Below are 24,793 nucleotides of genomic sequence, written 5' to 3' on the forward strand. Positions count from 1 at the left end.
CCCACAGGATCTGGCTCAGGCCAGGTAACCGTCGGCGCGCAGCAGGGTTTCCAGGCAGTGCTCGCTGATGTTGTAGAACGCTTTCAACTCCTGAATCTTCACCAACAACTGCGCCGGGTTCACCGGTTCGGCGCGTTTCACCGCCAGAATCATCTTGTTCTTGTTGGTGTGATCCAGCGAAATGAACTCGAAAACCTTGGTCTCGTAACCGCAGGCTTCCAGAAACAATGCACGCAAACTGTCGGTGACCATCTCCGCCTGCTGACCAAGGTGCAGACCGTATTGCAGCATCGGCTTGAGCAGCGCCGGGCTCTGGATTTGCAGACGGATCTGCTTGTGGCAGCACGGCGAGCACATGATGATCGACGCGCCCGAACGGATGCCGGTGTGGATCGCATAATCAGTGGCGATGTCGCAGGCATGCAGGGCGATCATCACGTCCAGCTCGCTCGGCGCGACGCTGCGCACGTCACCGCACTTGAACACCAGCCCCGGATGATCGAGCTTCGCTGCTGCGACGTTGCACAGGCTGACCATTTCCTCGCGCAGCTCGACGCCGGTGACTTCGCCCTCGGCCTTCAAGGTGTTGCGCAGGTAATCGTGGATGGCGAACGTCAGATAGCCCTTGCCCGAACCGAAATCCGCCACCCGCACCGGTTTGTCCAGCGCCAGCGGCGACGAGGTCAGGGCATGGCTGAAGACTTCGATGAACTTGTTGATCTGCTTCCACTTGCGCGACATCGCCGGGATCAACTCATGCTGGGCGTTGGTCACGCCCAGATCCTTGAGGAACGGTCGGCTCAACTCCAGGAAACGGTTTTTCTCACGGTTGTGCTCGGCGGACGGCGCTTCGCGCAACTGCTGAGGTTTGCTCTTGAACAGCGAAGATTTGCCCTTTTTGCTGTATTCCAGCTGCGCTTCGTCAGTCACGGCCAGCAAGTGCGCATTTTTGAACGAGGTCGGCAACAGCGCGGCAATTGTCGCCACGCCTTCGCTCAGCGGCAGGTTCTTGGTGATGTCGCGGGTCTTGTAGCGATAGACGAACGACAGATTCGGCTGCGCCTTGACCGTCACCGGTTTGATGATGACCCGCTGCAGATCAGCCTCTTCACCGACGTATTTGGCCAGCACCAGTTTGATGAAGCCGTTCTGTTCGAGGCTGGTTTGCAGCAGCTCGATGAACTGCGCGTGGTGGTCTGGTGTGGGTTTGGTGGAAGGGGCGGTAACGGACATGGACAAGCGGCCTCGGGCAGGCGAAATCGGGAATGGCCGGTATTTTAGGGGGGATGGGAGTTGGGGACACGCTCTTATTTACCCAACGGTTGTCAGAAGCACCCTCACCCTAGCCCTCTCCCAGAGGTAGAGGGGACTGACCGAGGTGTTTTCACAAGTTAGCCCGACCTGAATTACCGAGTCGAACTCAGGTTTGAAGGTTTTGCTTCAAATCCATAATCGACTCGGTTCCACAGGTCGATGTCGAGCGCCAGATACCTCGATCGGCCCCCTCTCCCTCCGGGAGAGGGCTGGGGTGAGGGGCTGGATCTCTGCATCGACGAATAATCCAGGCCTTACCCCAGAACAATCAACCGATTCGGCAATTCATTCCTCACCTGCGTCACCGGCACATGCACTTTCAGCAGTTCTCCACACGCCTCGATACAGCTGACAAACCCTTCCAGCGTGCGCCCTTGCCGGACCTGCTCGGTAAACGCCGCGACAATTGCATCCCAGCTCTTGTTGTCCAGCCGTCTGGAAATGCCCTCATCCACCAGAATCTCCACGTACCTTTCCGCCTCGCAAACAAAAATCAGCATCCCGGTACTGCCCACCGTGTGATGCAGGTTCTGTTCGAGAAACTGCCGCCGCGCCAGGTTCGATGCGCGCCAGTGCCGGACACGGCGCGGTACCAGATGGGTGGTGATCTTCGGCAGACGAAACAGCAGGCACAGCACAATGAACAGCCCCCACTGCACCAGCAGCAGACTGCGCAGAGTCAGCCACCCGGTCAGGTAATGCACGAAGCCCGGCACCACCAGCGCCAGCAGACTGGCCCACAGCAGCGGGATGTACGCGTAGTCGTCGGCGCGCGCCGCGAGCACCGTGACCAGTTCGGCGTCGGTGTCGCGCTCGACCCGGGCGATTGCCTCGGCGACTTTGCGTTGTTCGTGTTCAGTCAGTAATGCCATGTCGAAAAGTGCCTGATCGTTATTGTTATGTGCTCACCAGCCGCCCGACGAACCACCGCCGCCGAAACTGCCCCCGCCGCCGCTGAAGCCCCCGCCTCCACCGCCGCCACCAAATCCGCCGCCACCGCCGAAACCACCGCCGCCACCGGAGCCGCCACGGCCGGCGGGAAGGATACCGAGCATCTGGCAGACAAACACCGTCAGGATGAACAACATCACCAGAAACACGAACAACGCCGGGTGTCGGGAAATAAAGTCGTCTGAAGGATCACCGCTCGACTCATAAACCGTCGACGGCTCGTCCAGCGGATTGCCGCCCAACACCACCAGCATCGCCGCAACGCCGTCGCTGATGCCCTTGCTGAAATTGCCGCTCTTGAAGGCCGGCGTGATGACTTGATGGATGATCACCGAGGTCTGCGCATCGGTCAGCCGATCCTCAAGACCGTAGCCGACCTCGATGCGCAATTTGCGCTCGTCCCGGGCGACGATCAGCAGCGCGCCGTTGTTTTTGTCCTTCTGGCCGATGCCCCAGTGCCGCCCTAACTGAACGCCGAAGTCCTCGATGGTAGTGCCTTGCAGATCCGGCAGCGTGACCACCACCAATTGCTCGCCGGTTGCCTGTTCATGGGCCTGCAACTGCTGGCTCAATTGCGCGCGCACCGAGGGTTCAAGCATCTGCGCTTCGTCCACCACGCGCCCGCTCAGCGCCGGGAACGTCAACTCGGCCCGGGCGCTGACGGCGAACAGCCACAGCATCAGCACCAGGCCCATTTTCAATACGCGCATGGGCAACCCCGGATCAGAATTTCACTTCCGGGGCCTTTTCCGCACCGGGCGTGGTGGCCTCGAAGGTTTCACGAATCGGCAGGTCGCTGTACATCACGCTGTGCCAGAGACGGCCGGGGAAGGTGCGAATCTCGGTGTTGTATTTCTGCACCGCCAGAATGAAATCGCGGCGCGCCACGGCAATGCGGTTTTCCGTGCCTTCAAGTTGCGATTGCAGGGCGAGGAAGTTCTGGTTGGCCTTGAGGTCCGGATAACGCTCGGACACCACCATCAGACGGCTGAGCGCGCCGGTCAGTTGGTCCTGCGCCTGCTGGAACTGCTTGAGTTTTTCCGGGTTGTCGAGGGTGCTGGCATCGACCTGAATCGAGGTCGCCTTGGCCCGCGCTTCAATCACGGCAGTCAGGGTTTCCTCTTCATGTTTGGCGTAGCCTTTCACCGTTTCCACCAAGTTGGGGATCAGATCGGCCCGGCGCTGGTACTGGTTCTGCACCTGGCCCCATGCCGCTTTGGCCTGCTCGTCGAGGGTCGGGATGTTGTTGATGCCGCACGCCGTCAGCAGCGTGGCGAGCACCAGCAGCGTGGCGACCTGCAAGCGCGAGCGATAGGTTGGACTGACATTCATCGCGGTGATGCTCCTTGGCACATTTCATTATAAAAACCGGGTGCGAAACATTCTCGGCCGGCTCTTGGGGCATAATCGGCCGCGTCGCTGGATTACGACGGGGCAATGGGCTAAAAAGTGCCCTGCGTGATCATGCTGCCAAGTGTCGGCTGCCGTTTTTGGCTCTGTTTCTTTGAGCCTGTACCCGAACAACAATAGTCGCTCCCTAACTTTTGGCTGGCCGGCATCGCATTTGCCGTTTGGGCCCTTGAGAAAAATATTCATGAAGAAGCTGTGTTTGCTGGGTCTGTTCGTCAGTCTGGCCAGTCATCAAGTACTGGCCGCCACGACCCCGGTACCCCTGGAAAACAAGGATGCGTTCATCAGCAACCTGATGAAGCAAATGACCCTCGACGAGAAAATCGGCCAGTTGCGCCTGATCAGCATCGGCCCGGAAATGCCCCGCGAGCTGATCCGCAAAGAGATCGCCGCCGGCAATATCGGCGGCACGTTCAACTCGATCACCCGCCCGGAAAACCGTCCGATGCAGGACGCGGCGATGCGCAGTCGCCTGAAGATTCCGATGTTTTTCGCGTACGACGTCATCCACGGTCACCGTACGATTTTCCCTATTCCACTGGCTCTGGCTTCAAGCTGGGACATGGACGCCATTGGCCAGTCGGGGCGCGTTGCCGCCAAAGAAGCCGCCGCCGACAGCCTCGACATCACCTTCGCGCCGATGGTCGACATCTCCCGCGACCCGCGCTGGGGCCGCAGCTCCGAAGGGTTCGGTGAAGACACCTACCTGACCTCGCGCATCGCCAAAGTCATGGTCAAGGCCTATCAGGGCGAGACCCCGAGCGCCGCCGACAGCATCATGGCCAGTGTCAAACACTTCGCCTTGTATGGCGCGGTCGAGGGTGGCCGCGACTACAATACCGTCGACATGAGCCCGGTGAAGATGTACCAGGATTACCTGCCACCGTACCGCGCCGCGATTGATGCCGGCGCCGGCGGCGTGATGGTCGCGTTGAACTCGATCAACGGTATTCCGGCCACCGCCAACACCTGGCTGATGAACGATCTGCTGCGCAAGGACTGGGGCTTCAAAGGCCTGGCGGTCAGCGACCACGGGGCGATCTTCGAGCTGATCAAGCACGGCGTCGCCCGTGACGGTCGTGAAGCGGCGAAACTGGCGATCAAGGCCGGCATCGACATGAGCATGAACGACACCCTGTACGGCAAAGAGCTGCCGGGGCTGCTCAAGTCCGGTGAGATCGAACAGAAAGACATCGACAACGCTGTGCGCGAAGTCCTCGCGGCCAAGTACGACATGGGCCTGTTCAAGGACCCGTACCTGCGCATCGGCAAGGCCGAGGATGATCCGGCCGACACTTACGCCGAAAGCCGTCTGCACCGCGCCGAGGCCCGTGAGGTCGCGCGTCGCAGTCTGGTCCTGCTGAAGAACCAGAACGAAACCCTGCCGCTGAAGAAAGACGCGAAAGTCGCGCTGGTCGGACCGCTGGCCAAAGCACCGATCGACATGATGGGCAGCTGGGCCGCGGCCGGGCGGCCGGCACAATCGGTGACTTTGTTCGACGGCATGAACGCACTCATCGGCGACAAAGCGAACCTGATCTACGCCCGTGGCGCCAACATCACCAGCGACAAGAAGGTCCTCGACTACCTGAACTTCCTCAACTTCGACGCCCCGGAAGTGGTCGATGACCCGCGTCCGGCCAACGTGCTGATCGATGAAGCGGTAAAAGCCGCCAAGAACGCCGACGTGATCGTCGCAGCGGTGGGCGAATCCCGTGGCATGTCGCACGAATCCTCCAGCCGTACCGACCTGAACATCCCGGAAAACCAGCGCGAGTTGATCCGTGCCCTGAAAGCCACCGGCAAGCCACTGGTGCTGGTGCTGATGAACGGCCGCCCACTGACCATCCTCGAAGAAAACCAGTCGGCTGACGCGATCCTGGAAACCTGGTTCAGCGGCACCGAGGGCGGCAATGCTATCGCTGACGTGCTGTTCGGCGATTACAACCCTTCGGGCAAACTGCCGGTGACCTTCCCGCGTTCCGTGGGCCAGATTCCGACCTACTACAACCATCTGAGCATTGGCCGGCCGTTCACGCCGGGCAAACCGGGCAACTACACCTCGCAGTATTTCGATGACACCACCGGTCCCCTGTTCCCGTTCGGTTATGGCCTGAGCTACACCCAATTCGCCCTGAGCGACATGGCGCTGTCATCGACCACGCTGAACGCCACCGGCAAGCTCGACGCCAGCGTCATGGTGAAGAACTCCGGCAAGCGTGACGGCGAAACCGTGGTGCAGTTGTACATCCAGGACGTCACCGGTTCGATGATCCGCCCGGTAAAAGAGCTGAAGAACTTCCAGAAAATCATGCTCAAGGCCGGCGAACAGAAAGTCGTGCACTTCACCATCACCGAGGATGACCTGAAGTTCTACAACGCCCAGCTCAAGTACGCGGCAGAACCTGGCAAGTTCAACGTGCAGATCGGCCTGGATTCGCAGGACGTGACGCAGCAGAGCTTTGAGTTGCTGTAATTTTTTCAGGCAACACATAAACATGTGGGAGCTGGCTTGCCAGCGATGGCGGCCTGACAGTCAACTAAGATGTTGAATGTGATGGCCTCATCGCTGGCAAGCCAGCTCCCACAATGATTTTTGGGGTTCCGGTTACCCGCGTCTATCGAGGATGTTGACCACCAACCGATCCACCCAACCCCAAATCCGCTGTTTCACCCGCCGCCACAACGGCCGCTTCTGCCATTCCTCCAGACTGACCTGCTGACTCAGCCCAAAGTCTTTCTCGAAACTCGCGACCACCGCTGCCGTCAACGACGGGTCCAGTGCCTCAAGATTCGCCTCCAGATTGAAGCGCAGGTTCCAGTGGTCGAAGTTGCACGAGCCGATGCTCACCCAGTCATCCACCAGGACCATTTTCAGGTGCAGGAAACACGGCTGGTATTCGAAGATCTGCACGCCAGCCTTGAGCAGGCGCGGGTAGTAACGATGCCCGGCGTAACGCACCGACGGGTGATCGGTGCGCGGCCCGGTCAGCAGTAACCGTACGTCGAGACCACGGGCAGCAGCCTTGCGCAGGGATCGGCGAATCTTCCAGGTTGGCAGGAAATACGGCGTAGCCATCCAGATGCGTTTCTGCCCGCTGTTCAAGGCGCGGAACAGCGACTGCAAAATGTCGCGGTGCTGACGCGCATCGGCGTAGGCCACACGGCCCATGCCCTCGCCCAAGTCCGGCATCTTGGGCAAGCGTGGCAGACCGACATGCGCCGACGGCTTCCATGCCCGTCGATGACGGTTGGCGATCCACTGACGGTCGAACAGCACCTGCCAGTCGAGCACCAGCGGGCCGGTGATTTCCACCATCACCTCGTGCCATTCGCTGGTGTCCTGACCCGGTGTCCAGAATTCATCGGTGACACCCGTGCCGCCGACCACTGCCAGACGCTGATCGACCAGCAGCAATTTGCGGTGATCACGATAGAAGTTGCCGACCCAGCGCCGCCAGTTCAGACGATTGTAGAAGCGCAGTTCGACGCCTGCATGGATCAGGCGCTGACGCAGGTTTAGGGTAAACGCGAGACTGCCGTAATCATCGAACAGGCACCGCACTCGCACCCCGCGTTCGGCGGCTTGCACCAGCGCTTGCACCACGGCCTCGGCACAGGCTCCGGCCTCGACCAGATACAACTCCAGCTCGACCTGTTCTTCGGCACGGGCAATCTCCACCAGCATGCGCGGGAAGAACTGCGGGCCGTCGATCAACAATTCGAAGCGGTTGCCGTCACGCCACGGGAAGATTGCGCCACGCATGTCAGCGCGCCGTGAAAATCAGCACCGCACCCACCGGCACCGACAGACTGATGGCCGACAGGTCGGCCAGTTTGCGCAGGCTGTCGAGACCCGGGACGAGGTCAAAATCCTCGGCGTTGATCACCAGCGGTTCCAGCGTCACCACTTGAAAACGTCGGTCATCCAGACGAGTCGCCAACAGCTCGGCCGGGTATTCGTGTTGCTTGCCGTGCAGGTTGACGGTCAGCGGCAGACGCAATTCCAGTTGCGCGCCGGGGGCCAGATCGTTGATCGGGCGCAGGTCGATTTGCGTAGTGATGGTGGCTTCAGGGAATTGCTCGATCTGGAACAGCTCCTTGCGCATGCGTTCGTCACGCAGCGGGATGCCGCTGTTGATCGAGTCCAGTTCGACTTCAACCTCGGCGCGGCCGTTGGGGTCGACCTTGCCGTGCAGCACCAGAAAGCGCTGCACTTCGGAAATATGCGCGTTTTTCGTGCTGACAAACGACAGCCGCGACGACTCGCCGTCCAGATACCAATTGGCCTGCGCCGGCAGCGCAGCGGCGGCCAGCAGCAGGCTGGACAGGGTTGTGAAGAGGGAGCGGTTGAACATTGAACACTCGTGGGGCCGATAAACCTGCACGAACCTTAACCGCCCCCACGGTTATTGCAAACTTGATCGCCGCAAATCTACCGATTCTGTGGGAGCTGGCTTGCCAGCGATTGCGCCGGCACAGGCGGGACTTTTGTGACTGAAACTCCGTCATCGCTGGCAAGCCAGCTCCCACAGGGGCTTCTATTCACAGGTGGATTGGGTGTGCTCAGGGATCGAGGCGACAGCCCTGACGCTCGCTTTGCCATTGCGCACTGTTGTGGCGGCCCATGCCGCTGACGGTGATGATTTTGCGGGTGCTGTCATCGGTGAATTGGCTGGTCGGCAGCCATTGTTTTACGTAGCCATGGCAATACTCGGCGTCATTGTTCATCACGTACCGACAGGAACAATATTCCTTGGCGGTGTAGGCGCTGATGATGTCCGGAAAGGCCCACAGATTTTCCCGTTCGTAGACGCCCCAGCCGAGCAGCACGACAAGCAGCACCAGCAAGAAGCGCTTCATGGCTGCACCGCCTTCAGCACACGCTTGAGCAATTCGTTGTGGCGGTAGCTGCCGTCGCGATCATCGCCGTAGCGCACGATCACGATTTTCTCGCTGGGAATCACGTACAGCGCCTGCCCCCAATGGCCAAGTGCGGCGAAAGTATCGGGCGGGGCGTCAGGCCAGGGTGACGGCGCGCCATCCGCCGGGCGATTGAGCCACCATTGGCCGCCGGGGACGGCTTCGTCCTGATGGGCCTTGTATCCGTTGAAAGGTTTCAGGTTAAAGACGAGCCAGTCCTTGGGCAGCAATTGCCGATCATGCCAACGCCCGTCGCGAGCCATTAACAGACCGACCCGCGCCAGATCCCGGGCAGTCAGGTAGGCGTAGGAAGACGCGACAAACGTGCCGCTGGCATCGGTTTCCCACACGGCGTGGCGAATGCCCAACGGTTCGAACAGCGCCGTCCATGGATAGTCGGGATAACGCTGCGGGCCGACGATGGTTTTCAACGCGGCCGCGAGCAGGTTGCTGTCGCCACTGGAATAACGGAACGCCTGCCCCGGCGCCGCGTAGCTGTCGTGATCAACAGTGAACGCGGCCATGTCGCGGTGGCCACGGGTATACAGCATCGCCACCACCGAAGATTTCAGCGGGGCGTATTCGTAATCTTCTTGCCAGTCGATGCCGGAGGCCCAGTGCAACAGGTCGGCCATTTTGATCGCCGGGTGTTTGTGCAGCGCCGGGTAAAACCTCACGGCGGGGTCTTCAAGCTTGAACAGGCCTTCGCCATAAGCCACGCCGAGCACACTGGCCATCAGGCTTTTGCTGATCGACCAGGTGAGGTGCGGAGTCTGTTCGGTAGTCGGGCCGGCGTAGCGTTCGTAGATGATCTGGCCGTCGCGGATGATCAGCAGGGCATCGGTGCGGATGCCTTTGCGGGTAGTGTCATCGCGAGTCGGGAAGGCATAGTTCTGCAGATCTTCAACCGCCGTGATCCGGGGGCCGACCGGCCATTGTTCGCCGGGCCATTGCTCGGCTTGAACGGTAAAGCTGAGCAGCAGCAGCAGAAACAGCGACAGGCCTTTGAACATGGTGACAGCTCTGGAAATGAACCTGCTGAGCCTAGTCGGGGTTGATGACAGATTGGCGATTTTTGTTGTTCATGAAACCGCCATCGCTGGCAAGCCAGCTCCCACAGGTTGCACAGGTGTTCACAAAATTTGTATCCACTAAAGAACCCTGTGGGAGCTGGCTTGCCAGCGATGAGGCCTGTCAGGCCTCCGCCAAAGCCTTGGCCAGCCGCTTGGCCCGAGCCCCCGCCGCCAACTGCATCACGCCCTGATCGCGCTGCCACATCGCCGCCCACTCGGGATCACCGGCGGCCAGCGCCTGATCGATTTCGGTCTTGAGCGATTCAAATTGCGCAAACAACCCACCGAGCAACACATGCCCCGGCGGATTGTTCGGCGGCTGCCGGCTCGCTTCCGCACACCCGGCCAACAGCGCGAGCAAGCGCAATTGCAGTGGCTGCGGCCAGTCGCTGTCCTGCCCGACGCCATACAGCCACGCCGTCATCGCACTCAATACATACACATCTTCCAGCGTGCGAAACGGTTTGACGTAAGCATCCCAGCCATCGCCGGCCAACAGTTCGCACAACGCGCCGTCGAGGTGCAAGCGACCGTGGCTGATGTCCGGCATCAACGGCAGCGCCGGCAGCTTTTCCACGGTCACGCCGGGTTCGCCGGGATACACCACCGCCAGGCTCAGTCGCGGCTCCTCGCCGGGTTCCTCACTGCGCGCGGCGATCAATAACCAGTCCGCCGCATCACCAGCGGTGACGAAATCCTTGCGGCCAGTCAGACGCAAATCGCTCAACCGCGTCTGCATGTCCGCCGGACGCAGACTGCGCTGTTCGGTCGCACACAACGCGCCCAGGCTCAGCGGCGCACTCGGCCACAACATGCGCAACGCCGCTTGATAACCGACCAGAAATGCCAGCCCCGGCGTCGCCATCCGCCGCCCGCCCGCGACCGCCAATTGGAACGGCGTGACGTTGCCCAGTTGATGCAACAACGTCGCAAAACCTTCGGCAAGGTCAGCAACGGCGGGCAATCGTTCACGGCTGTGCAGCAGATCTGGCCAGGGCATAAGAGGCTCCTTGTGGGCTGTCATATAAGCATCACCAAACTTTCATGGCGATGACACCGGGGCTACATAGCCTGACTTTGCACAACACGGCTGCATAAAGAAAGTCGATCGGCTGCAACCCACGACGGGTTAAAGGCCCGTACGGAGTTTCACATGACTCAGATCGCCCGCATCAGCGACACCGGCAATGAACGCCGCCTGCAAGCCGAACGCCTGATCGGCGCCGAGGCCTTGCAGCAAGCCCAGGCCTTGCGCTTCAGCGTTTTCAGTGGCGAGTTCAACGCCAAACTGAAAGGCGCGGAACTGGGTCTGGACATGGATGATTATGATGTTCACTGCAGCCACATCGGCGTGCGTGATCTGAACACCGGGCGTCTGGTGGCGACCACCCGTTTGCTCGATCACACCGCCGCCAGCAGCCTGGGCAAGTTCTACAGCGAAGAAGAATTCAGCCTGCATGGCCTCGCTCATCTGCAAGGCCCGATCCTCGAAATCGGCCGCACCTGCGTTGACCCGGCCTACCGCAATGGCGGCACCATCGCCGTGCTTTGGGGCGAATTGGCCGAAGTGTTGAATCAGGGTGGCTACAGCTATTTGATGGGCTGCGCGAGCATCCCGATGCAAGACGGCGGCATTCAGGCTCACGCGATCATGCAACGCCTGCGCGAACGTTATCTGTGTACCGAGCACTTACGCGCCGAACCGAAAAATCCGCTGCCGACGCTGGATATCCCCTCCAACGTGATTGCGGAGATGCCACCGCTGCTCAAGGCCTACATGCGTCTGGGCGCGAAAATCTGTGGCGAGCCGTGCTGGGACCAAGACTTCCAGGTAGCGGACGTGTTCATCCTGCTCAAACGCGACGAACTCTGCCCGCGCTACGCCAAGCATTTCAAGGCGGCCGTGTGATGAGCCGGTTGCGGGTGTACGCGCGGATTGCGCGAGTGCTGCTGGTGGTCTCGCTGGGCTTGAGCATGGCCAGCGTCTTCGGTGTGTTTGAACGGATTGGCCTGGCGCATTCGATGGAGCGTCGCCAGCGCTGGTCGCGGTTTTTCATGGCGCGCCTGAGCAACGCCCTGCCCTTTCGCGTGACAGTTCACGGTGAATTGCCGAAGCAGCCGATGCTGTGGGTCAGCAACCATGTGTCGTGGACCGATATCCCGCTGCTGGGGATGCTCACGCCGTTGTCGTTTCTGTCCAAGGCCGAAGTGCGTACCTGGCCGGTGGCCGGTTGGCTCGCGGCGAAGGCTGGCAGCCTGTTCATCCGTCGTGGTTCGGGCGACAGTCAGTTGATCCGCAAGCAGATGACCCGTCACCTGCAAAGCGATCATTCGCTGCTGATGTTCCCGGAAGGTACGACCACGGACGGGCGCTCGCTGCGCACGTTTCACGGTCGCCTTCTGTCGGCGGCAATTGATTCGGAGGTGATGCTGCAACCGGTGGCGATCCGTTATCTGCGCGACGGTGAGATCGACTCGCTGGCGCCGTTCATTGGTGAAGATGATCTGCTGTCGCACCTGATGCGTTTGTTCAGCAACGATTGCGGCGATGTCGAAGTGCATCTGCTCAAGCCGATTGCCTGCCAGGGCCGGGAGCGTGCAGCGCTGGCATTTGACGCACAGCAGGCGGTGCAGAAGGCGTTGTTTGGCGCGATTCCGGAAAAGCAACAAACCCCGATGCGCCCAGCCATCGCCGCCTGAAATACAAACGCTAAAATCACCCTCGGCCCCTGTGGGAGCTGGCTTGCCAGCGATAGCGGTAGACCAGCCGACACGACTGTTGAATGTGCCGACGCCATCGCTGGCAAGCCAGCTCCCACAGGGATTCAGGGTGTTGTTGAGGATTGTGCAAAGTCTTGCAATTGCGGATAGAACAACGCGAAGTCCTCACTTAACGGCTCATACAACCGCCGCAATTCCTGCATCGCCCCCGCCAGTTCTTCCGGCTTAGTCAGCCGCCGTGAGATGCCGCGCAACACTTGCTCCAGCACTTCAAACTCGCGGTACGAACCCAACCAGTCGTTGGCGACCATGTGCGGGGCGATCTTCGCCAGGCGTTCGGGCAATTGCCGCTCACGGGACAGCACCCGATAGACGTCGGCGGTGAACTGCTCCAGCGGTTGATCGGCATACAAGCGCCAGTCCCGCGCCAGGCAATGGTCGAAAAACACATCGAGGACGATCCCGGCGTAACGACGCCGAGTATCCGTAAAACGCCCGAGGGCGATGTCCACCAACGGATGACGGTCGGTGAATACGTCAATCCGTCGATGCAGTTGAATCGCCGCCTCGAGCTCCGGGGCAAACTGCCCTTGCAGCCGCCCTTTGACGAAATCGCCATACAGACTGCCGAGTAATTGCTCGGGGCGCTGGCCACCGAGGTGCAAATGTGCGAGATAGTTCATGGGCGCAGCTTAGCACTGCGCGCTTTCATCGCTACACCCAACGTATCGTTATAACCCGATATACCGATTTATGCGGTCGTCAGATCATATTCATATTGGTATATCGCGAAGTACCGATTTAAAGTTCGCCTCATCGCGATATAGCGCTACAGACATCACGAGCCCCAAGCCATGAACATCGACCTCGACGAAATAATAAAAGCCCTGGCACACCCAGTACGGCGAGACATCCTCATCTGGCTGAAAGATCCCAAAGCCCAGTTTCCGGAACAGATCCACAACCACGAGTACGGCATCTGTGCCGGGCAGATCGACCAACGCTGCGGCCTGTCGCAGTCGACCGTATCGGCGCACCTGGCCACCCTGCAGCGCGCCGGGTTGATCAGCAGCCAGAAGGCCGGTCAGTGGCACTTCTTCAAACGCAACGAGGACGTGATTCAGGCGTTCCTCGACGCCATCGTCAAAGAGCTCAGCGCTCCCACAAGGAATTGATTCAAATGCCCCTCTCGCTACTCATTCTGGCCTTGAGCGCCTTCGCCATCGGCACCACCGAGTTCGTCATCATGGGCCTGCTGCCCGATGTGGCGGCCGACCTCGGTGTGTCGATTCCCGGCGCCGGCTGGCTGGTGACCGGTTACGCCCTGGGCGTGGCCATCGGTGCGCCTTTCATGGCACTGGCCACCGCCAAACTGCCGCGCAAGGCCGCACTGGTTGCGTTGATGGGCATTTTCATTATCGGCAACCTGCTTTGTGCGCTGGCCAGTGACTACAACGTGCTGATGTTTGCCCGTGTCGTCACTGCGCTGTGCCACGGTGCGTTCTTCGGTATCGGTTCGGTGGTAGCCGCCGGTCTGGTAGCGCCGAACAAACGCGCTTCGGCGGTCGCGTTGATGTTCACCGGTCTGACCCTGGCCAACGTCCTCGGCGTGCCGCTGGGCACTGCACTGGGTCAGGAAGCCGGCTGGCGTTCGACCTTCTGGGCAGTGACCGTGATCGGTGTGATCGCGCTGATCGGTCTGATCCGCTTTCTGCCGGCCAAGCGTGACGAAGAAAAACTCGACATGCGCGCCGAACTCGCCGCGCTCAAAGGCGCCGGTATCTGGCTGTCGCTGAGCATGACCGCGCTGTTCGCCGCCTCGATGTTCACCCTCTTTACCTACGTCGCGCCGTTGCTCGGCGATGTCACCGGCGTTTCGCCAAAAGGCGTGACCTGGACCTTGCTGTTGATCGGCCTCGGTTTGACCGTCGGCAACATCATCGGCGGCAAGCTGGCCGACAAACACCTCGGCGCCACGCTGATCGGCGTGTTCGTGGCGATGGCGGTGGTCTCCACCGTGCTGAGCTGGACCAGCGTCGCGCTGATCCCGACCGAAATCACCCTGTTCCTCTGGGCCACCGCCTCCTTCGCGGCAGTGCCGGCCCTGCAAATCAACGTGGTGACCTTCGGCAAGGCTGCACCGAACCTGGTTTCGACCCTGAACATCGGTGCTTTCAACGTCGGCAACGCGCTTGGTGCCTGGGTCGGCGGCAGCGTCATCGCCCACGGTTTCGGCCTGACCAGCGTGCCTTTGGCCGCAGCCGCTCTGGCGGTGCTCGCCCTGCTGGTGACCCTGATTACTTTCCGTCAGAACGGCAATGCCGAGCTGGCCCCCGCGACCAACTGATTAACCACTTCACTACGAGGGTTGTATTTCATGGCAACAATTTTCGATCCGATCAAACTGGGCGACGTCGAGCTGTCGAACCGCATCATCATGGCCCCGCTGACCCGCTGCCGCGCCGACGAAGGCCGCGTACCGAACGCGCTGATGGCCGAGTACTACGTACAGCGCGCCTCCGCAGGCCTGATCCTCAGCGAAGCCACTTCGGTGACGCCAATGGGCGTTGGCTACCCGGACACCCCGGGCATCTGGTCCAACGATCAAGTGCGCGGCTGGGCTAACGTGACCAAAGCCATTCACGCTGCCGGCGGCAAGATTTTCCTGCAACTGTGGCACGTCGGCCGGGTTTCCCACCCGTCGTACCTCAACGGTGAAGCGCCGGTTGCACCGAGCGCGGTTCAAGCGAAAGGTCACGTCAGCCTGGTGCGCCCACTGTCCGACTACCCGACCCCGCGCGCTCTGGAAACCGCTGAAATCGCCGACATCGTCGACGCCTACCGCACCGGTGCCGAGAACGCCAAGGCCGCTGGTTTTGACGGCGTGGAAATCCACGGCGCCAACGGTTACCTGCTCGACCAGTTCCTGCAAACCAGCACCAACCAGCGCACCGACAACTACGGCGGCTCCCTGGAAAACCGTGCACGTCTGCTGCTGGAAGTGACTGACGCGGCGATCGACGTCTGGGGCGCCGGCCGTGTCGGTGTGCACCTGGCACCGCGCGCCGACGCTCATGACATGGGCGATGACAATCTGGCTGAAACCTTCACTTATGTGGCGCGTGAGCTGGGCAAACGTGGCATCGCGTTCATCTGCTCCCGCGAGAAAGAAGGCGCCGACAGCCTCGGCCCACAACTCAAAGAAGCCTTCGGCGGCCCGTACATCGCCAACGAACGCTTCACCAAGGACAGCGCCAACGCGTGGCTGGCCAGCGGCAAGGCTGACGCGGTGGCGTTCGGTGTACCGTTTATTGCCAACCCGGATCTGCCGGCACGTTTGCAGGCCGATGCGCCGTTGAATGAGCCGCGTCCAGAGTTGTTCTACGCCAAGGGCCCGGTCGGCTACATCGACTACCCGACGCTGTAAGCGCCATTCAGTACAAGGCAGCAAAAACACAAAAGCCCCCGAGTTGTGAGAGTCGGGGGCTTTTTTGTGTTCGCCTGGAGATTGATTGCGCGGCTGAGTAAGTTGTCCCTCATCGGAACGCCGCCCGCCCAGCCTTCTCCCGAGGGAGAGGGAGCCGATCTGTGTGCTTTTCAAATCTGGAGTTGGACCTGATATCCCAGGTCGGTGTATCTCGAAAGAACACCTCGGTCAGTCCCCTCTCCTTCAGGGAGAGGGCTTGGGTGAGGGCAAGCAGGCACATTCGTTCACACAGGAGACACAAATTCCCTACAAAATCCGTAGCTCGCTACGTATAAACTCCGGGCCTCAAACGTTTATAAAAGCAGGCCAGTTGACATAAGCTGCGCCAATTGCTCTTTTCTTTCATTTGCGCAGGCTGGGGCTCAGGCGCAGCATATCCAGCCCTGTGTCGACCCAGCGCTCGGCTTCGGCATGCAGTTCAAAACTGTCCGGCGCCAACAGCCAGCCGTACAGGAGGCCATCGATATAGGCATGAATGCTGATGGCCGCACGGGCAGTGTCGAGATCTTCCGGCAACTGGCCGCGATTCACCGCATTACGCAGGGTCAGCCCGATACGCAGATTGCAATCGAGACTGGCCGCCCGGCGCTGCTGGCGCAAATCGCACATTTCATCGGTGAACTCGCACTTATGAAACAGAATTTCGTTGATGCGTCGGGTCTTCGGATCCAGCGCAACTTGATGAAACAAATGAATCAGCAATTTGCGCATGCAGCCCAGCGGGTCCAGTTCGTCCTCGCTTTCGCTGGCTTTTGCCAGTTCATCCAGCGGCTCATGCAAGCTGTCGAGCATGGCCTGGACCAGATCGGCTTTGTTGCTGAAATGCCAATAGATCGCTCCGCGCGTGACACCGGCCATGGTCGCGATGTCCGCCAACGTCGTACGAGCGACGCCCCTTTCATAAAAGGCTTTCTCTGCCGCTTCCAGGATCTGGCTGCGGGTTTCTTGAGCTTCCTCTTTGGTACGACGGACCATGGCAGTAAAACCTCAAACAGGATGTTTCAGGGATGGCTGAATATCCGCTGAATAAAAAGGGGGCGATCTCTTCGCGAATCGACTCCCCGGCCTACAATTTCGAACCTTGCAACGACTTTTGTAACAGGGTGGGTACGCGGCCAAGGTGTTTACAAACAACCATGAACGTAAGTATATTCCTTAGCAAGCTACTTATCCACCCGACACTCTTTTTTTACCCTTCCACACTTCTTGTGCGTTTTTTGCGCGCCTGACCCGAGGATCTTCATGCAATTCAAGCCAGCTGTTACCGCTCTGGTCACTGCCGTCGCCCTGGCATCGCTGCTCAGCGGATGTAAAAAGGAAGAAGCGGCACCGGCCGCTCCGCCCCCTCAGGTCGGCGTCGTCACCCTGCAACCACAAGCGTTTACCCTCACGTCAGAACTGCCGGGCCGCACCAGTGCGTTCCGCATTGCTGAAGTTCGACCGCAGGTCAACGGCATCATTCTCAAGCGTCTGTTCAAGGAAGGTGCCGACGTCAAGGCCGGTCAGCAGCTCTATCAGATCGATCCATCGGTCTATGAAGCGACCCTGAAAAGCGCTGAAGCCAACCTGCGTTCGACCAAATCGATCTCCGACCGCTACAAGCAACTGGTCGATGAACAGGCTGTGAGCCGTCAGGAATACGACACCGCACTGTCCAACCGTCTGCAATCGGAAGCTTCATTGCAGAGCGCGCAGATCAACGTGCGTTACACCAAGGTCTACGCGCCGATCTCGGGCCGTATCGGTCGTTCTTCGGTCACCGAAGGTGCCTTGGTCAGCAACGGCCAGACTGACGCCATGGCCGTGATCCAGCAACTGGACCCGATCTACGTCGACGTCACGCAGTCGTCGGTTGAACTGCTGGAACTGCGTCGCGAGCTGGAAAGCGGTCGTCTGCAAAAAGCCGGCGACAACGCCGCTGCGGTCAAACTGACTCTGGAAGACGGCAGCCAGTACAAGCTCGACGGTAAGCTGGAATTTTCTGAAGTGTCGGTCGATCAGACCACCGGTTCCGTGACCCTGCGCGCCGTGTTCCCGAACCCGGATCACACCCTGTTGCCTGGCATGTTCGTCCACGCCCAGTTGCAGGCGGGTGTGAACAGCGCCGCGATCCTCGCCCCGCAGCAGGGTGTGACCCGCGACCTCAAAGGCACACCGACCGCACTGGTCGTTGGTCCGGACAACAAGGTCGAGTTGCGTCAGCTCAAGGCCAGCCGCACCGTCGGCAGCCAGTGGCTGATCGAAGACGGACTGAAGGCCGGCGATCGTCTGATCACCGAAGGCCTGCAATTCGTCAAGCCCGGTGCCGAGGTCAAACCGACCGAAGCGACCAATGTCGGCGCAAAGAACCCGGCCCCCGCACAGGCAGCTGACAAAGCCGCCGGCGGCAAAGGGGAGTAACCCATGTCAAAATTCTTCATCGACCGTCCGATTTTCGCCTGGGTAATTGCCCTGGTGATCATGCTGGTCGGGGCACTATCGATCCTCAAGTTGCCGATCAACCAGTACCCGAGCATTGCGCCACCGGCCATTGCAATCTCCGTGACCTACCCGGGTGCTTCGGCGCAAACCGTGCAGGACACCGTGGTCCAAGTGATCGAGCAGCAGCTCAACGGTATCGACAACCTGCGTTATGTATCGTCGGAAAGTAACTCCGACGGCAGCATGACCATCACCGCGACCTTCGAGCAAGGCACCAACTCCGACACCGCACAGGTACAGGTTCAGAACAAGCTGAACCTGGCGACCCCGCTGTTGCCGCAGGAAGTGCAGCAACAAGGTATCCGTGTGACCAAGGCAGTGAAGAACTTCCTGCTGGTGATCGGCGTTGTGTCGCGTGACGGCAGCATGTCCAAGGACGACCGCCGGTGTCGGTGACTTCCAGGTCTTGGGTGCCCAGTACGCGATGCGCATCTGGCTCGACCCGGCCAAGTTGAACAACTTCAATCTGACCCCGGTCGACGTGAAAACCGCCATTGCGGCGCAGAACGTCCAGGTCTCGTCCGGGCAGCTCGGCGGCTTGCCGGCCGTGCAAGGTCAGCAACTGAACGCGACGATCATCGGCAAGACCCGTCTGCAAACCGCCGAGCAGTTCAAGGAAATCCTGCTCAAGGTCAACAAGGACGGCTCACAGGTTCGCTTGAAAGACGTCGCCGACGTTGGCCTGGGTGGTGAAAACTACGCGATCAGCGCCCAGTTCAACGGCAGCCCGGCTTCCGGTCTGGCAGTGAAACTGGCCAACGGCGCCAACGCCTTGGACACGGCCAAGGCCCTGCGCACCACCATCGACAGCCTCAAGCCATTCTTCCCGCAAGGGATGGAAGTGGTATTCCCGTACGACACCACTCCAGTGGTGACCGAATCGATCAAGGGTGTGGTTGAGACCCTGGTCGAAGCGATCGTGCTGGTATTCCTGGTGATGTTCCTGTTCCTGCAGAACTTCCGCGCCACCGTCATCACCACGATGACCGTGCCGGTGGTATTGCTCGGTACGTTCGGCATCCTCGCCGCCGCCGGTTTCAGCATCAACACCCTGACCATGTTCGGTATGGTGCTGGCCATCGGCTTGCTGGTGGACGATGCCATCGTCGTGGTGGAAAACGTCGAACGGGTGATGGCTGAGGAAGGGCTGTCTCCGAAGGAAGCGACCAAAAAGTCCATGGGCCAGATCCAGGGCGCACTGGTCGGTATCGCCCTGGTACTGTCGGCAGTACTGCTGCCGATGGCGTTCTTTGGTGGCTCGACCGGCGTGATCTACAAGCAGTTTTCGATCACCATCGTCTCGGCCATGGCCCTGTCGGTGCTGGTAGCTCTGATCTTCACTCCGGCGCTCTGCGCGACCATGCTCAAACCGATTCCTCATGGTGAGCATGGCACGCCGAAAAAAGGCTTCTTCGGCTGGTTCAACCGCAACTTCGACCGTAGCGTCAAAAGCTACGAGCGCGGCGTCGGTAACATCCTGCGTCAAAAGGTCCCGTATTTACTGGCCTACGCGCTGATTCTGATCGGCATGATCTGGCTGTTCATGCGTATTCCTTCGTCCTTCCTGCCGGAAGAAGATCAGGGCGTACTGTTCGCTCAAGTGCAGACCCCGGCCGGCTCAAGTGCCCAGCGCACTCAGGTGGTCGTGGATGAAATGCGTGAGTACCTGCTGCGGCCGACCAAGGATGGCGGTGAAGGTGACACGGTAGCATCGGTGTTCACTGTAACCGGCTTCAACTTCGCCGGCCGTGGTCAAAGCTCGGGTATGGCGTTCATCATGCTCAAGCCATGGCACGAACGTGACGCCGACAACAGCGTGTTCAAACTGGCCGCTCGCGCCCAGCAGCACTTCTTTACCTTCCGTGATGCGATGGTGTTCGCCTTCGCCCCGCCGGCGGTACTGGAATTGGGTAACGCCACCGGTTTCGACGTGTTCCTGCAAGACCGCGCCGGTATTGGTCACGAAAAGTTGATGGAAGCACGCAACCAGTTCCTCGGCATGGCGGCGCAGAGCAAGGTGCTGTCGCAGGTGCGTCCGAATGGTCTGAACGACGAGCCGCAGTTCCAGCTCGAAATCGACGACGAGAAGGCCAGTGCCCTCGGCGTTACAATCAGCGACATCAACAACACCTTGTCGATTGCCTTGGGCAGTAGCTACGTCAACGACTTCATCGACCGCGGTCGGGTGAAAAAGGTGTACGTGCAAGGCCAGCCGGATTCGCGCATGAACCCGGAAGATCTGAAGAAGTGGTACGTACGCAACGCCAGCGGCACCATGGTTCCGTTCTCGGCGTTCGCCAAGGGCGAGTGGATCTACGGCTCGCCCAAGCTCTCACGCTATAACGGCGTAGAGGCGGTGGAAATCCTCGGTGCTCCGGCTCCGGGTTACTCCACGGGTGAAGCCATGGCTGAAGTCGAAGCCATCGCGGCGAAACTGCCAAAAGGTGTCGGTATCTCCTGGACCGGTCTGTCCTATGAAGAGCGTCTGGCAGGTTCGCAAGCCCCGGCCCTGTTCGCGCTGTCGCTGTTGATGGTGTTCCTGTGTCTGGCGGCGCTCTACGAGAGCTGGTCGATTCCGATCGCAGTCGTGCTCGTGGTGCCGTTGGGGATCATTGGTGCCTTGCTGGCGACCAGTCTGCGCGGTCTGTCCAACGACGTGTACTTCCTGGTGGGTCTGTTGACGACCATCGGTCTGGCGGCGAAAAACGCCATTCTGATCGTCGAGTTCGCCAAGGAGCTGCACGAACAGGGCGCCAGCCTGCGTGACGCAGCTATCGAGGCTTGCCGCATGCGTCTGCGTCCGATCATCATGACCTCGCTGGCGTTTATTCTCGGTGTGGTACCGCTGGCTATTTCCACCGGCGCGGGCTCTGGTAGCCAACACGCCATCGGTACGGTGGTAATCGGCGGTATGATCACCGCCACGATCCTGGCGATCTTCTGGGTCCCACTGTTCTTCGTCACGGTTTCGTCCATGGGCCAGCGTAAAAACGCCGACCAGGATGAAACTAAAGAAACTCCTAAAGAGGCTGGCCAATGAGCAAGTCGCTACTCTCCCTCGCAGTCGCCGCCTTCGTGCTGAGCGGTTGCTCGCTGATACCTGATTATCAGCAGCCTGAGGCTCCGGTCGCAGGCCAGTACCCGCAGGGCCCGGCGTACTCGCCGGCCCAGGCACCGGCGCAAGCCGCTGCCGAGCAGGGCTGGAAGCAGTTTTTCCATGACCCGGCCCTGCAACAGCTGATCCAGGTCTCGCTGGAAAACAACCGCGACCTGCGTGTCGCGGCACTGAACATCGACGCTTATGCGGCTCAGTACCGCATCCAGCGCGCCGACCTGTTCCCGGCGGTTTCGGCCAATGGCAGTGGCAGCCGTCAGCGGGTTCCGGCCCGTGCTTCGGGGACCGGTGATTCGAACATCACCAGTTCCTACTCCGCGACCGTCGGCATCAGCGCCTACGAACTCGACCTCTTCGGTCGGGTGCGCAGCCTGAGCGAACAAGCGCTGCAACAGTACTTCGCCACTGAAGAAGCGCGTCGCAGCACCCAGATCAGTCTGGTCGCCAGCGTCGCCAATGCTTACCTGACCTGGCAAGCGGACAAGGAACTGCTGAAGCTGACACAAGACACCCTCGGTGCCTTCGAGGAAAGCTACAAGCTGACCAGCCGCAGCAATGAAGTCGGTGTCGCCTCGGCGCTGGATCTGGCGCAGTCGCGTACCTCGGTGGAAAACGCCCGTGCACAACTGGCCAAGTACACCCGCCAGGTGGCGCAGGACGAAAACAGCCTGACCCTGCTGCTCGGCACCGGCATCCCGGCCAACCTGCAAGCGGCCAAACCGCTGTCGGATGATCTGCTCAGCGACGTACCGGCCGGTCTGCCTTCGGACCTGCTGCAACGTCGTCCGGACATCCTCCAGGCCGAGTACAACCTGAAGGCCGCCAACGCCAACATCGGCGCCGCCCGTGCCGCGTTCTTCCCGAGCATCAGCCTGACCGCCAACGCGGGCAGCCTGAGCCCGGACCTGTCCGGTCTGTTCAAGGGTGGTTCGGGGACGTGGCTGTTCCAGCCGCAGATCAACCTGCCGATCTTCAACGCCGGCAGCCTGCGCGCCAGCCTCGACTACGCCAAGATCCAGAAGGACATTGGCGTGGCGAACTACGAAAAGGCAATTCAAACCAGCTTCCAGGAAGTCGCCGATGGCCTGGCCGCGCGCCAGACCTACACCGAACAGCTGCAAGCGCAGCGTGACTTCGTGCAGGCCAACCAGGATTACTACCGCCTGGCCGAGCGTCGTTACCGCATCGGTGTCGACAGCAACCTGACCTTCCTCGATGCCCAGCGTCAGTTGTTCAGCGCGCAACAAGCACTGATCACCGACCGCCTCGCGCAGCTGACCAGTGCGGTCAACCTGTACAAGGCCCTGGGTGGTGGCTGGAATGCGCAGACCGCGCAGAACGAACCGCTGAAAGAAGAAGCGCCGAAGATGAAGCTGTTCTGATCATCCGGTGATACAAGGAGCCCGCCATTTGGCGGGCTTTTTGTTGTCTGTCAAAAAGTTGTGTTGCCTGAACTGGCCTCATCGCTGGCAAGCCAGCTCCCACAGGTTTTGTGGTGTTCTCAATTTCTGCATCCAGCCAGATCACTGTGGGAGCTGGCTTGCCAGCGATGAGGCCCGCACAGCCGCCGCAAAATCATCATCAATCTTGGTTCGATAATCGCCCAGAACCCGCTTTCTCCGATTGAAACCACGCCTGCGCGCCCCGCACCATTCGTCCCACAAAACCAATAACAACAGGTTCGACACCATGCCCCCGCGCCCTGCCCTGTCCGGCTGATCTCCGCCGCCTCATCCCGAATCTGCATAACCCTGTCTGCCCCGCAAACGGCGGCAACGGGACTCGTTCGACCCAAAAAAATAACAAAGAGATCCTGCGATGACACATCCCACTGCGCCGTACGCATTCCCCGGCCTGATCGCCCTGGCCCTCGCTGGCGCTGCCCTGCCCGCTGCCGCTGAAGAAGGCGGTTTTATCGAAGGGGCCAAGGTCAATCTCAACCTGCGCAACTTCTACATCAACCGCAACTTCACCAACCCGACCAAAGCCCAGGGCAAAGCTGAAGAGTGGACGCAGAACTTCATCCTCGACGCCAAATCCGGTTTCACCCAAGGCACCGTCGGTTTCGGCATGGACGTGCTCGGCCTGTATTCGGTGAAGCTCGACGGTGGCAAGGGTACTGGCGGGTCGCAGCTGCTGCCGCTTGATCACGACGGTCGCCCGGCGGACAACTTCGGCCGCACCAATGTCGCTTTCAAGGCGAAGCTGTCGCAGACCGAAGTGAAGGTTGGCGAATGGATGCCGGTGCTGCCGATCCTGCGTTCGGATGACGGCCGCTCGCTGCCGCAAACCTTTCGTGGCGGCCAGATCACCTCCAGGGAAATCGACGGCCTGACCCTCTACGGCGGCCAGTTCCGCGCCAACAGCCCGCGCGACGACAGCAGCATGAGCGACATGTCGATGTTCGGCAAAGCCGCGTTCACCTCCGATCGCTTCAACTTTCAGGGCGGTGAATACGTTTTCAACGAAAAACGCACGCAGATCGGAGTGTGGAACGCCGAGCTCAAGGACATCTATAGCCAGCAATACGTCAACTTGGTCCACAGCCAGCCACTCGGTGACTGGACACTGGGCGCCAACCTCGGTTTCTTCTACGGCAAGGACGACGGCAGCGCCCGCGCCGGTGATCTCGATAACAAGACCTGGTCCGGCATGTTCTCGGCCCGATACGGCGGCAACACCTTCTACATCGGCCTGCAAAAGCTCACAGGCGACAGCGCATGGATGCGCGTCAACGGCACCAGCGGCGGCACCTTGGCCAACGACAGTTACAACTCAAGTTATGACAACGCACAGGAACGCTCCTGGCAGGTACGCCACGACTACAACTTTGCCGCACTTGGCATCCCCGGTCTGACCCTGATGAACCGCTACATCAGCGGCGACAACGTGCATACCGGCACCATCACCGATGGCAAGGAATGGGGCCGCGAATCGGAACTGGGTTACACCGTGCAGAGCGGCACGCTCAAGGACCTCAACGTCAGATGGCGCAACTCGACCATGCGCCGGGACTTCAGCAACAACGAGTTCGATGAGAACCGCCTGATCATCAGCTACCCGATCAGCCTGCTCTAACCTCAATCCCCTGGAGCTGCCGCAGGCTGCGATCTTTTGATTTTGTTTTTAAGATCAAAAGATCGCAGCGTTCGGCAGTTCCTGCATAAAAAGTGATATCAGCGAGCCATCCGTCAGGAGCGCTGGCACTTTGTTCGACGTCGGGTAGAGTTGAAAAAACCTGAAGGACTCAGGCGTACGACCTCTCCCACTTCCGTTATCTGTTGATGTTGGTCCCCCAAGACTTGAGCCAGGCTGTCA

At 60.2% G+C, this 24,793-nt stretch carries 20 protein-coding genes and 1 pseudogene; 10 read left to right on the forward strand and 11 right to left on the reverse strand.

What is annotated here, in order from left to right; genetic code table 11:
- Positions 1-15 precede the first annotated feature (15 nt).
- The 4 genes from ACIONG_RS07865 to ACIONG_RS07880 all read right to left on the reverse strand — a co-directional run bounded on the left by ACIONG_RS07865 (position 16) and on the right by ACIONG_RS07880 (position 3,597).
- Positions 16-1,233 carry a class I SAM-dependent methyltransferase gene (locus ACIONG_RS07865; RefSeq protein ID WP_401297939.1) on the reverse strand — a complete coding sequence of 406 codons (1,218 nt, stop codon included), beginning with the start codon at positions 1,231-1,233 and terminating at the stop codon, positions 16-18.
- Between the two features lie 335 nt (positions 1,234-1,568).
- On the reverse strand, positions 1,569-2,186 hold the full coding sequence (locus tag ACIONG_RS07870; RefSeq protein WP_103307434.1) for a TPM domain-containing protein: 618 nt from the start codon (positions 2,184-2,186) through the stop codon (positions 1,569-1,571).
- 33 nt (positions 2,187-2,219) lie between these two features.
- A complete protein-coding gene (locus ACIONG_RS07875; RefSeq protein WP_213027798.1) occupies positions 2,220-2,975 on the reverse strand; it encodes a YgcG family protein in 756 nt (251 codons plus the stop codon).
- A 13-nt stretch (positions 2,976-2,988) separates the two neighbouring features.
- Positions 2,989-3,597: a LemA family protein gene (locus ACIONG_RS07880; RefSeq protein ID WP_103307001.1), complete on the reverse strand. Its 609-nt coding sequence runs from the start codon at positions 3,595-3,597 to the stop codon at positions 2,989-2,991.
- Positions 3,598-3,859: 262 nt separating this feature from the next.
- Here ACIONG_RS07880 and bglX point away from each other — a divergent pair, with 262 nt between their 5' ends.
- Positions 3,860-6,151, forward strand: a complete 2,292-nt coding sequence (gene bglX / locus ACIONG_RS07885; protein WP_401297943.1) for a beta-glucosidase BglX — start codon at positions 3,860-3,862, stop codon at positions 6,149-6,151.
- 132 nt (positions 6,152-6,283) lie between these two features.
- Here the strand turns inward: bglX and ACIONG_RS07890 are convergent, their stop codons facing one another.
- The 5 genes from ACIONG_RS07890 to ACIONG_RS07910 form a co-directional block, all read right to left on the reverse strand.
- The gene (locus ACIONG_RS07890) at positions 6,284-7,441 is read right to left on the reverse strand and encodes a phosphatidylserine/phosphatidylglycerophosphate/cardiolipin synthase family protein (RefSeq protein ID WP_401297946.1); all 1,158 of its coding nucleotides are present in this window, start codon (positions 7,439-7,441) and stop codon (positions 6,284-6,286) included.
- A gap of 1 nt (position 7,442) precedes the next feature.
- Complete coding sequence (locus ACIONG_RS07895) at positions 7,443-8,033, reverse strand: YceI family protein (protein WP_401297948.1); 591 nt, start codon at positions 8,031-8,033, stop codon at positions 7,443-7,445.
- A gap of 208 nt (positions 8,034-8,241) precedes the next feature.
- Positions 8,242-8,538, reverse strand: coding sequence for an amidase (locus ACIONG_RS07900; protein ID WP_401297951.1), 297 nt, complete (start codon positions 8,536-8,538; stop codon positions 8,242-8,244).
- Positions 8,535-9,611, reverse strand: a complete 1,077-nt coding sequence (locus tag ACIONG_RS07905) for a serine hydrolase domain-containing protein (protein ID WP_401297954.1) — start codon at positions 9,609-9,611, stop codon at positions 8,535-8,537. Before ACIONG_RS07905 ends, ACIONG_RS07900 begins: the two co-directional genes overlap by 4 nt.
- A 181-nt stretch (positions 9,612-9,792) precedes the next feature.
- Complete coding sequence (locus ACIONG_RS07910) at positions 9,793-10,671, reverse strand: acyl-CoA dehydrogenase (protein ID WP_401297957.1); 879 nt, start codon at positions 10,669-10,671, stop codon at positions 9,793-9,795.
- Between the two features lie 153 nt (positions 10,672-10,824).
- On the opposite strand from ACIONG_RS07910, the gene olsB reads away from it, so the two are divergent.
- Together olsB and ACIONG_RS07920 are read left to right on the forward strand one after the other, a co-directional pair.
- Positions 10,825-11,580, forward strand: coding sequence for an L-ornithine N(alpha)-acyltransferase (olsB, locus tag ACIONG_RS07915; RefSeq protein ID WP_213027793.1), 756 nt, complete (start codon positions 10,825-10,827; stop codon positions 11,578-11,580).
- Positions 11,580-12,371, forward strand: coding sequence for a lysophospholipid acyltransferase family protein (locus ACIONG_RS07920; RefSeq protein ID WP_401297960.1), 792 nt, complete (start codon positions 11,580-11,582; stop codon positions 12,369-12,371). The genes olsB and ACIONG_RS07920 overlap by 1 nt, the downstream gene beginning before the upstream one ends.
- Before the next feature lie 125 nt (positions 12,372-12,496).
- On the opposite strand, the gene ACIONG_RS07925 is transcribed toward ACIONG_RS07920, so the two are convergent.
- Positions 12,497-13,075, reverse strand: coding sequence for an ACP phosphodiesterase (locus tag ACIONG_RS07925; protein ID WP_401297962.1), 579 nt, complete (start codon positions 13,073-13,075; stop codon positions 12,497-12,499).
- A 171-nt stretch (positions 13,076-13,246) separates the two neighbouring features.
- On the opposite strand from ACIONG_RS07925, the gene ACIONG_RS07930 reads away from it, so the two are divergent.
- Genes ACIONG_RS07930 through ACIONG_RS07940 form a run of 3 tightly spaced genes read left to right on the forward strand, consistent with a single transcriptional unit; the run spans position 13,247 to position 15,819 of the window.
- The gene (locus ACIONG_RS07930) at positions 13,247-13,567 is read left to right on the forward strand and encodes a helix-turn-helix transcriptional regulator (RefSeq protein WP_103307017.1); all 321 of its coding nucleotides are present in this window, start codon (positions 13,247-13,249) and stop codon (positions 13,565-13,567) included.
- Positions 13,568-13,572: 5 nt separating this feature from the next.
- The gene (locus ACIONG_RS07935; protein WP_401297966.1) at positions 13,573-14,739 is read left to right on the forward strand and encodes an MFS transporter; all 1,167 of its coding nucleotides are present in this window, start codon (positions 13,573-13,575) and stop codon (positions 14,737-14,739) included.
- Positions 14,740-14,769: 30 nt separating this feature from the next.
- Positions 14,770-15,819 carry an alkene reductase gene (locus tag ACIONG_RS07940; RefSeq protein ID WP_213027791.1) on the forward strand — a complete coding sequence of 350 codons (1,050 nt, stop codon included), beginning with the start codon at positions 14,770-14,772 and terminating at the stop codon, positions 15,817-15,819.
- Between the two features lie 402 nt (positions 15,820-16,221).
- On the opposite strand, the gene emhR is transcribed toward ACIONG_RS07940, so the two are convergent.
- A complete protein-coding gene (gene emhR, locus ACIONG_RS07945; RefSeq protein WP_103307022.1) occupies positions 16,222-16,854 on the reverse strand; it encodes an efflux system transcriptional repressor EmhR in 633 nt (210 codons plus the stop codon).
- A gap of 267 nt (positions 16,855-17,121) precedes the next feature.
- On the opposite strand from emhR, the gene emhA reads away from it, so the two are divergent.
- The 4 genes and pseudogenes from emhA (at position 17,122) to ACIONG_RS07965 (ending at position 24,553) form a co-directional block, all read left to right on the forward strand.
- Positions 17,122-18,279, forward strand: a complete 1,158-nt coding sequence (gene emhA, locus ACIONG_RS07950; RefSeq protein ID WP_401297969.1) for an efflux RND transporter periplasmic adaptor subunit EmhA — start codon at positions 17,122-17,124, stop codon at positions 18,277-18,279.
- A gap of 3 nt (positions 18,280-18,282) precedes the next feature.
- Positions 18,283-21,400 (forward strand): annotated as a pseudogene (locus tag ACIONG_RS07955) (efflux RND transporter permease subunit).
- Positions 21,397-22,857, forward strand: a complete 1,461-nt coding sequence (gene emhC / locus ACIONG_RS07960) for an efflux RND transporter outer membrane subunit EmhC (RefSeq protein WP_401297972.1) — start codon at positions 21,397-21,399, stop codon at positions 22,855-22,857. The pseudogene ACIONG_RS07955 and the gene emhC overlap by 4 nt, the downstream one beginning before the upstream one ends.
- A gap of 436 nt (positions 22,858-23,293) precedes the next feature.
- The gene (locus ACIONG_RS07965; RefSeq protein WP_315449187.1) at positions 23,294-24,553 is read left to right on the forward strand and encodes an OprD family porin; all 1,260 of its coding nucleotides are present in this window, start codon (positions 23,294-23,296) and stop codon (positions 24,551-24,553) included.
- Positions 24,554-24,793: the final 240 nt, after the last annotated feature.

It is taken from the genome of Pseudomonas sp. NPDC087817 (genome assembly GCF_044742875.1).
GTDB lineage: Bacteria > Pseudomonadota > Gammaproteobacteria > Pseudomonadales > Pseudomonadaceae > Aquipseudomonas.

What these genes read in the sequence shown, in the direction of transcription:
- ACIONG_RS07865 (WP_401297939.1), bottom strand. Translation starts at nt 1,233, where the DNA reads ATGTCCGTTACCGCCCCTTCCACCAAACCCACACCAGACCACCACGCG.
- ACIONG_RS07870 (WP_103307434.1), bottom strand. Translation starts at nt 2,186, where the DNA reads ATGGCATTACTGACTGAACACGAACAACGCAAAGTCGCCGAGGCAATC.
- ACIONG_RS07875 (WP_213027798.1), bottom strand. Translation starts at nt 2,975, where the DNA reads ATGCGCGTATTGAAAATGGGCCTGGTGCTGATGCTGTGGCTGTTCGCC.
- ACIONG_RS07880 (WP_103307001.1), bottom strand. Translation starts at nt 3,597, where the DNA reads ATGAATGTCAGTCCAACCTATCGCTCGCGCTTGCAGGTCGCCACGCTG.
- bglX (WP_401297943.1), top strand. Translation starts at nt 3,860, where the DNA reads ATGAAGAAGCTGTGTTTGCTGGGTCTGTTCGTCAGTCTGGCCAGTCAT.
- ACIONG_RS07890 (WP_401297946.1), bottom strand. Translation starts at nt 7,441, where the DNA reads ATGCGTGGCGCAATCTTCCCGTGGCGTGACGGCAACCGCTTCGAATTG.
- ACIONG_RS07895 (WP_401297948.1), bottom strand. Translation starts at nt 8,033, where the DNA reads ATGTTCAACCGCTCCCTCTTCACAACCCTGTCCAGCCTGCTGCTGGCC.
- ACIONG_RS07900 (WP_401297951.1), bottom strand. Translation starts at nt 8,538, where the DNA reads ATGAAGCGCTTCTTGCTGGTGCTGCTTGTCGTGCTGCTCGGCTGGGGC.
- ACIONG_RS07905 (WP_401297954.1), bottom strand. Translation starts at nt 9,611, where the DNA reads ATGTTCAAAGGCCTGTCGCTGTTTCTGCTGCTGCTGCTCAGCTTTACC.
- ACIONG_RS07910 (WP_401297957.1), bottom strand. Translation starts at nt 10,671, where the DNA reads ATGCCCTGGCCAGATCTGCTGCACAGCCGTGAACGATTGCCCGCCGTT.
- olsB (WP_213027793.1), top strand. Translation starts at nt 10,825, where the DNA reads ATGACTCAGATCGCCCGCATCAGCGACACCGGCAATGAACGCCGCCTG.
- ACIONG_RS07920 (WP_401297960.1), top strand. Translation starts at nt 11,580, where the DNA reads ATGAGCCGGTTGCGGGTGTACGCGCGGATTGCGCGAGTGCTGCTGGTG.
- ACIONG_RS07925 (WP_401297962.1), bottom strand. Translation starts at nt 13,075, where the DNA reads ATGAACTATCTCGCACATTTGCACCTCGGTGGCCAGCGCCCCGAGCAA.
- ACIONG_RS07930 (WP_103307017.1), top strand. Translation starts at nt 13,247, where the DNA reads ATGAACATCGACCTCGACGAAATAATAAAAGCCCTGGCACACCCAGTA.
- ACIONG_RS07935 (WP_401297966.1), top strand. Translation starts at nt 13,573, where the DNA reads ATGCCCCTCTCGCTACTCATTCTGGCCTTGAGCGCCTTCGCCATCGGC.
- ACIONG_RS07940 (WP_213027791.1), top strand. Translation starts at nt 14,770, where the DNA reads ATGGCAACAATTTTCGATCCGATCAAACTGGGCGACGTCGAGCTGTCG.
- emhR (WP_103307022.1), bottom strand. Translation starts at nt 16,854, where the DNA reads ATGGTCCGTCGTACCAAAGAGGAAGCTCAAGAAACCCGCAGCCAGATC.
- emhA (WP_401297969.1), top strand. Translation starts at nt 17,122, where the DNA reads ATGCAATTCAAGCCAGCTGTTACCGCTCTGGTCACTGCCGTCGCCCTG.
- emhC (WP_401297972.1), top strand. Translation starts at nt 21,397, where the DNA reads ATGAGCAAGTCGCTACTCTCCCTCGCAGTCGCCGCCTTCGTGCTGAGC.
- ACIONG_RS07965 (WP_315449187.1), top strand. Translation starts at nt 23,294, where the DNA reads ATGACACATCCCACTGCGCCGTACGCATTCCCCGGCCTGATCGCCCTG.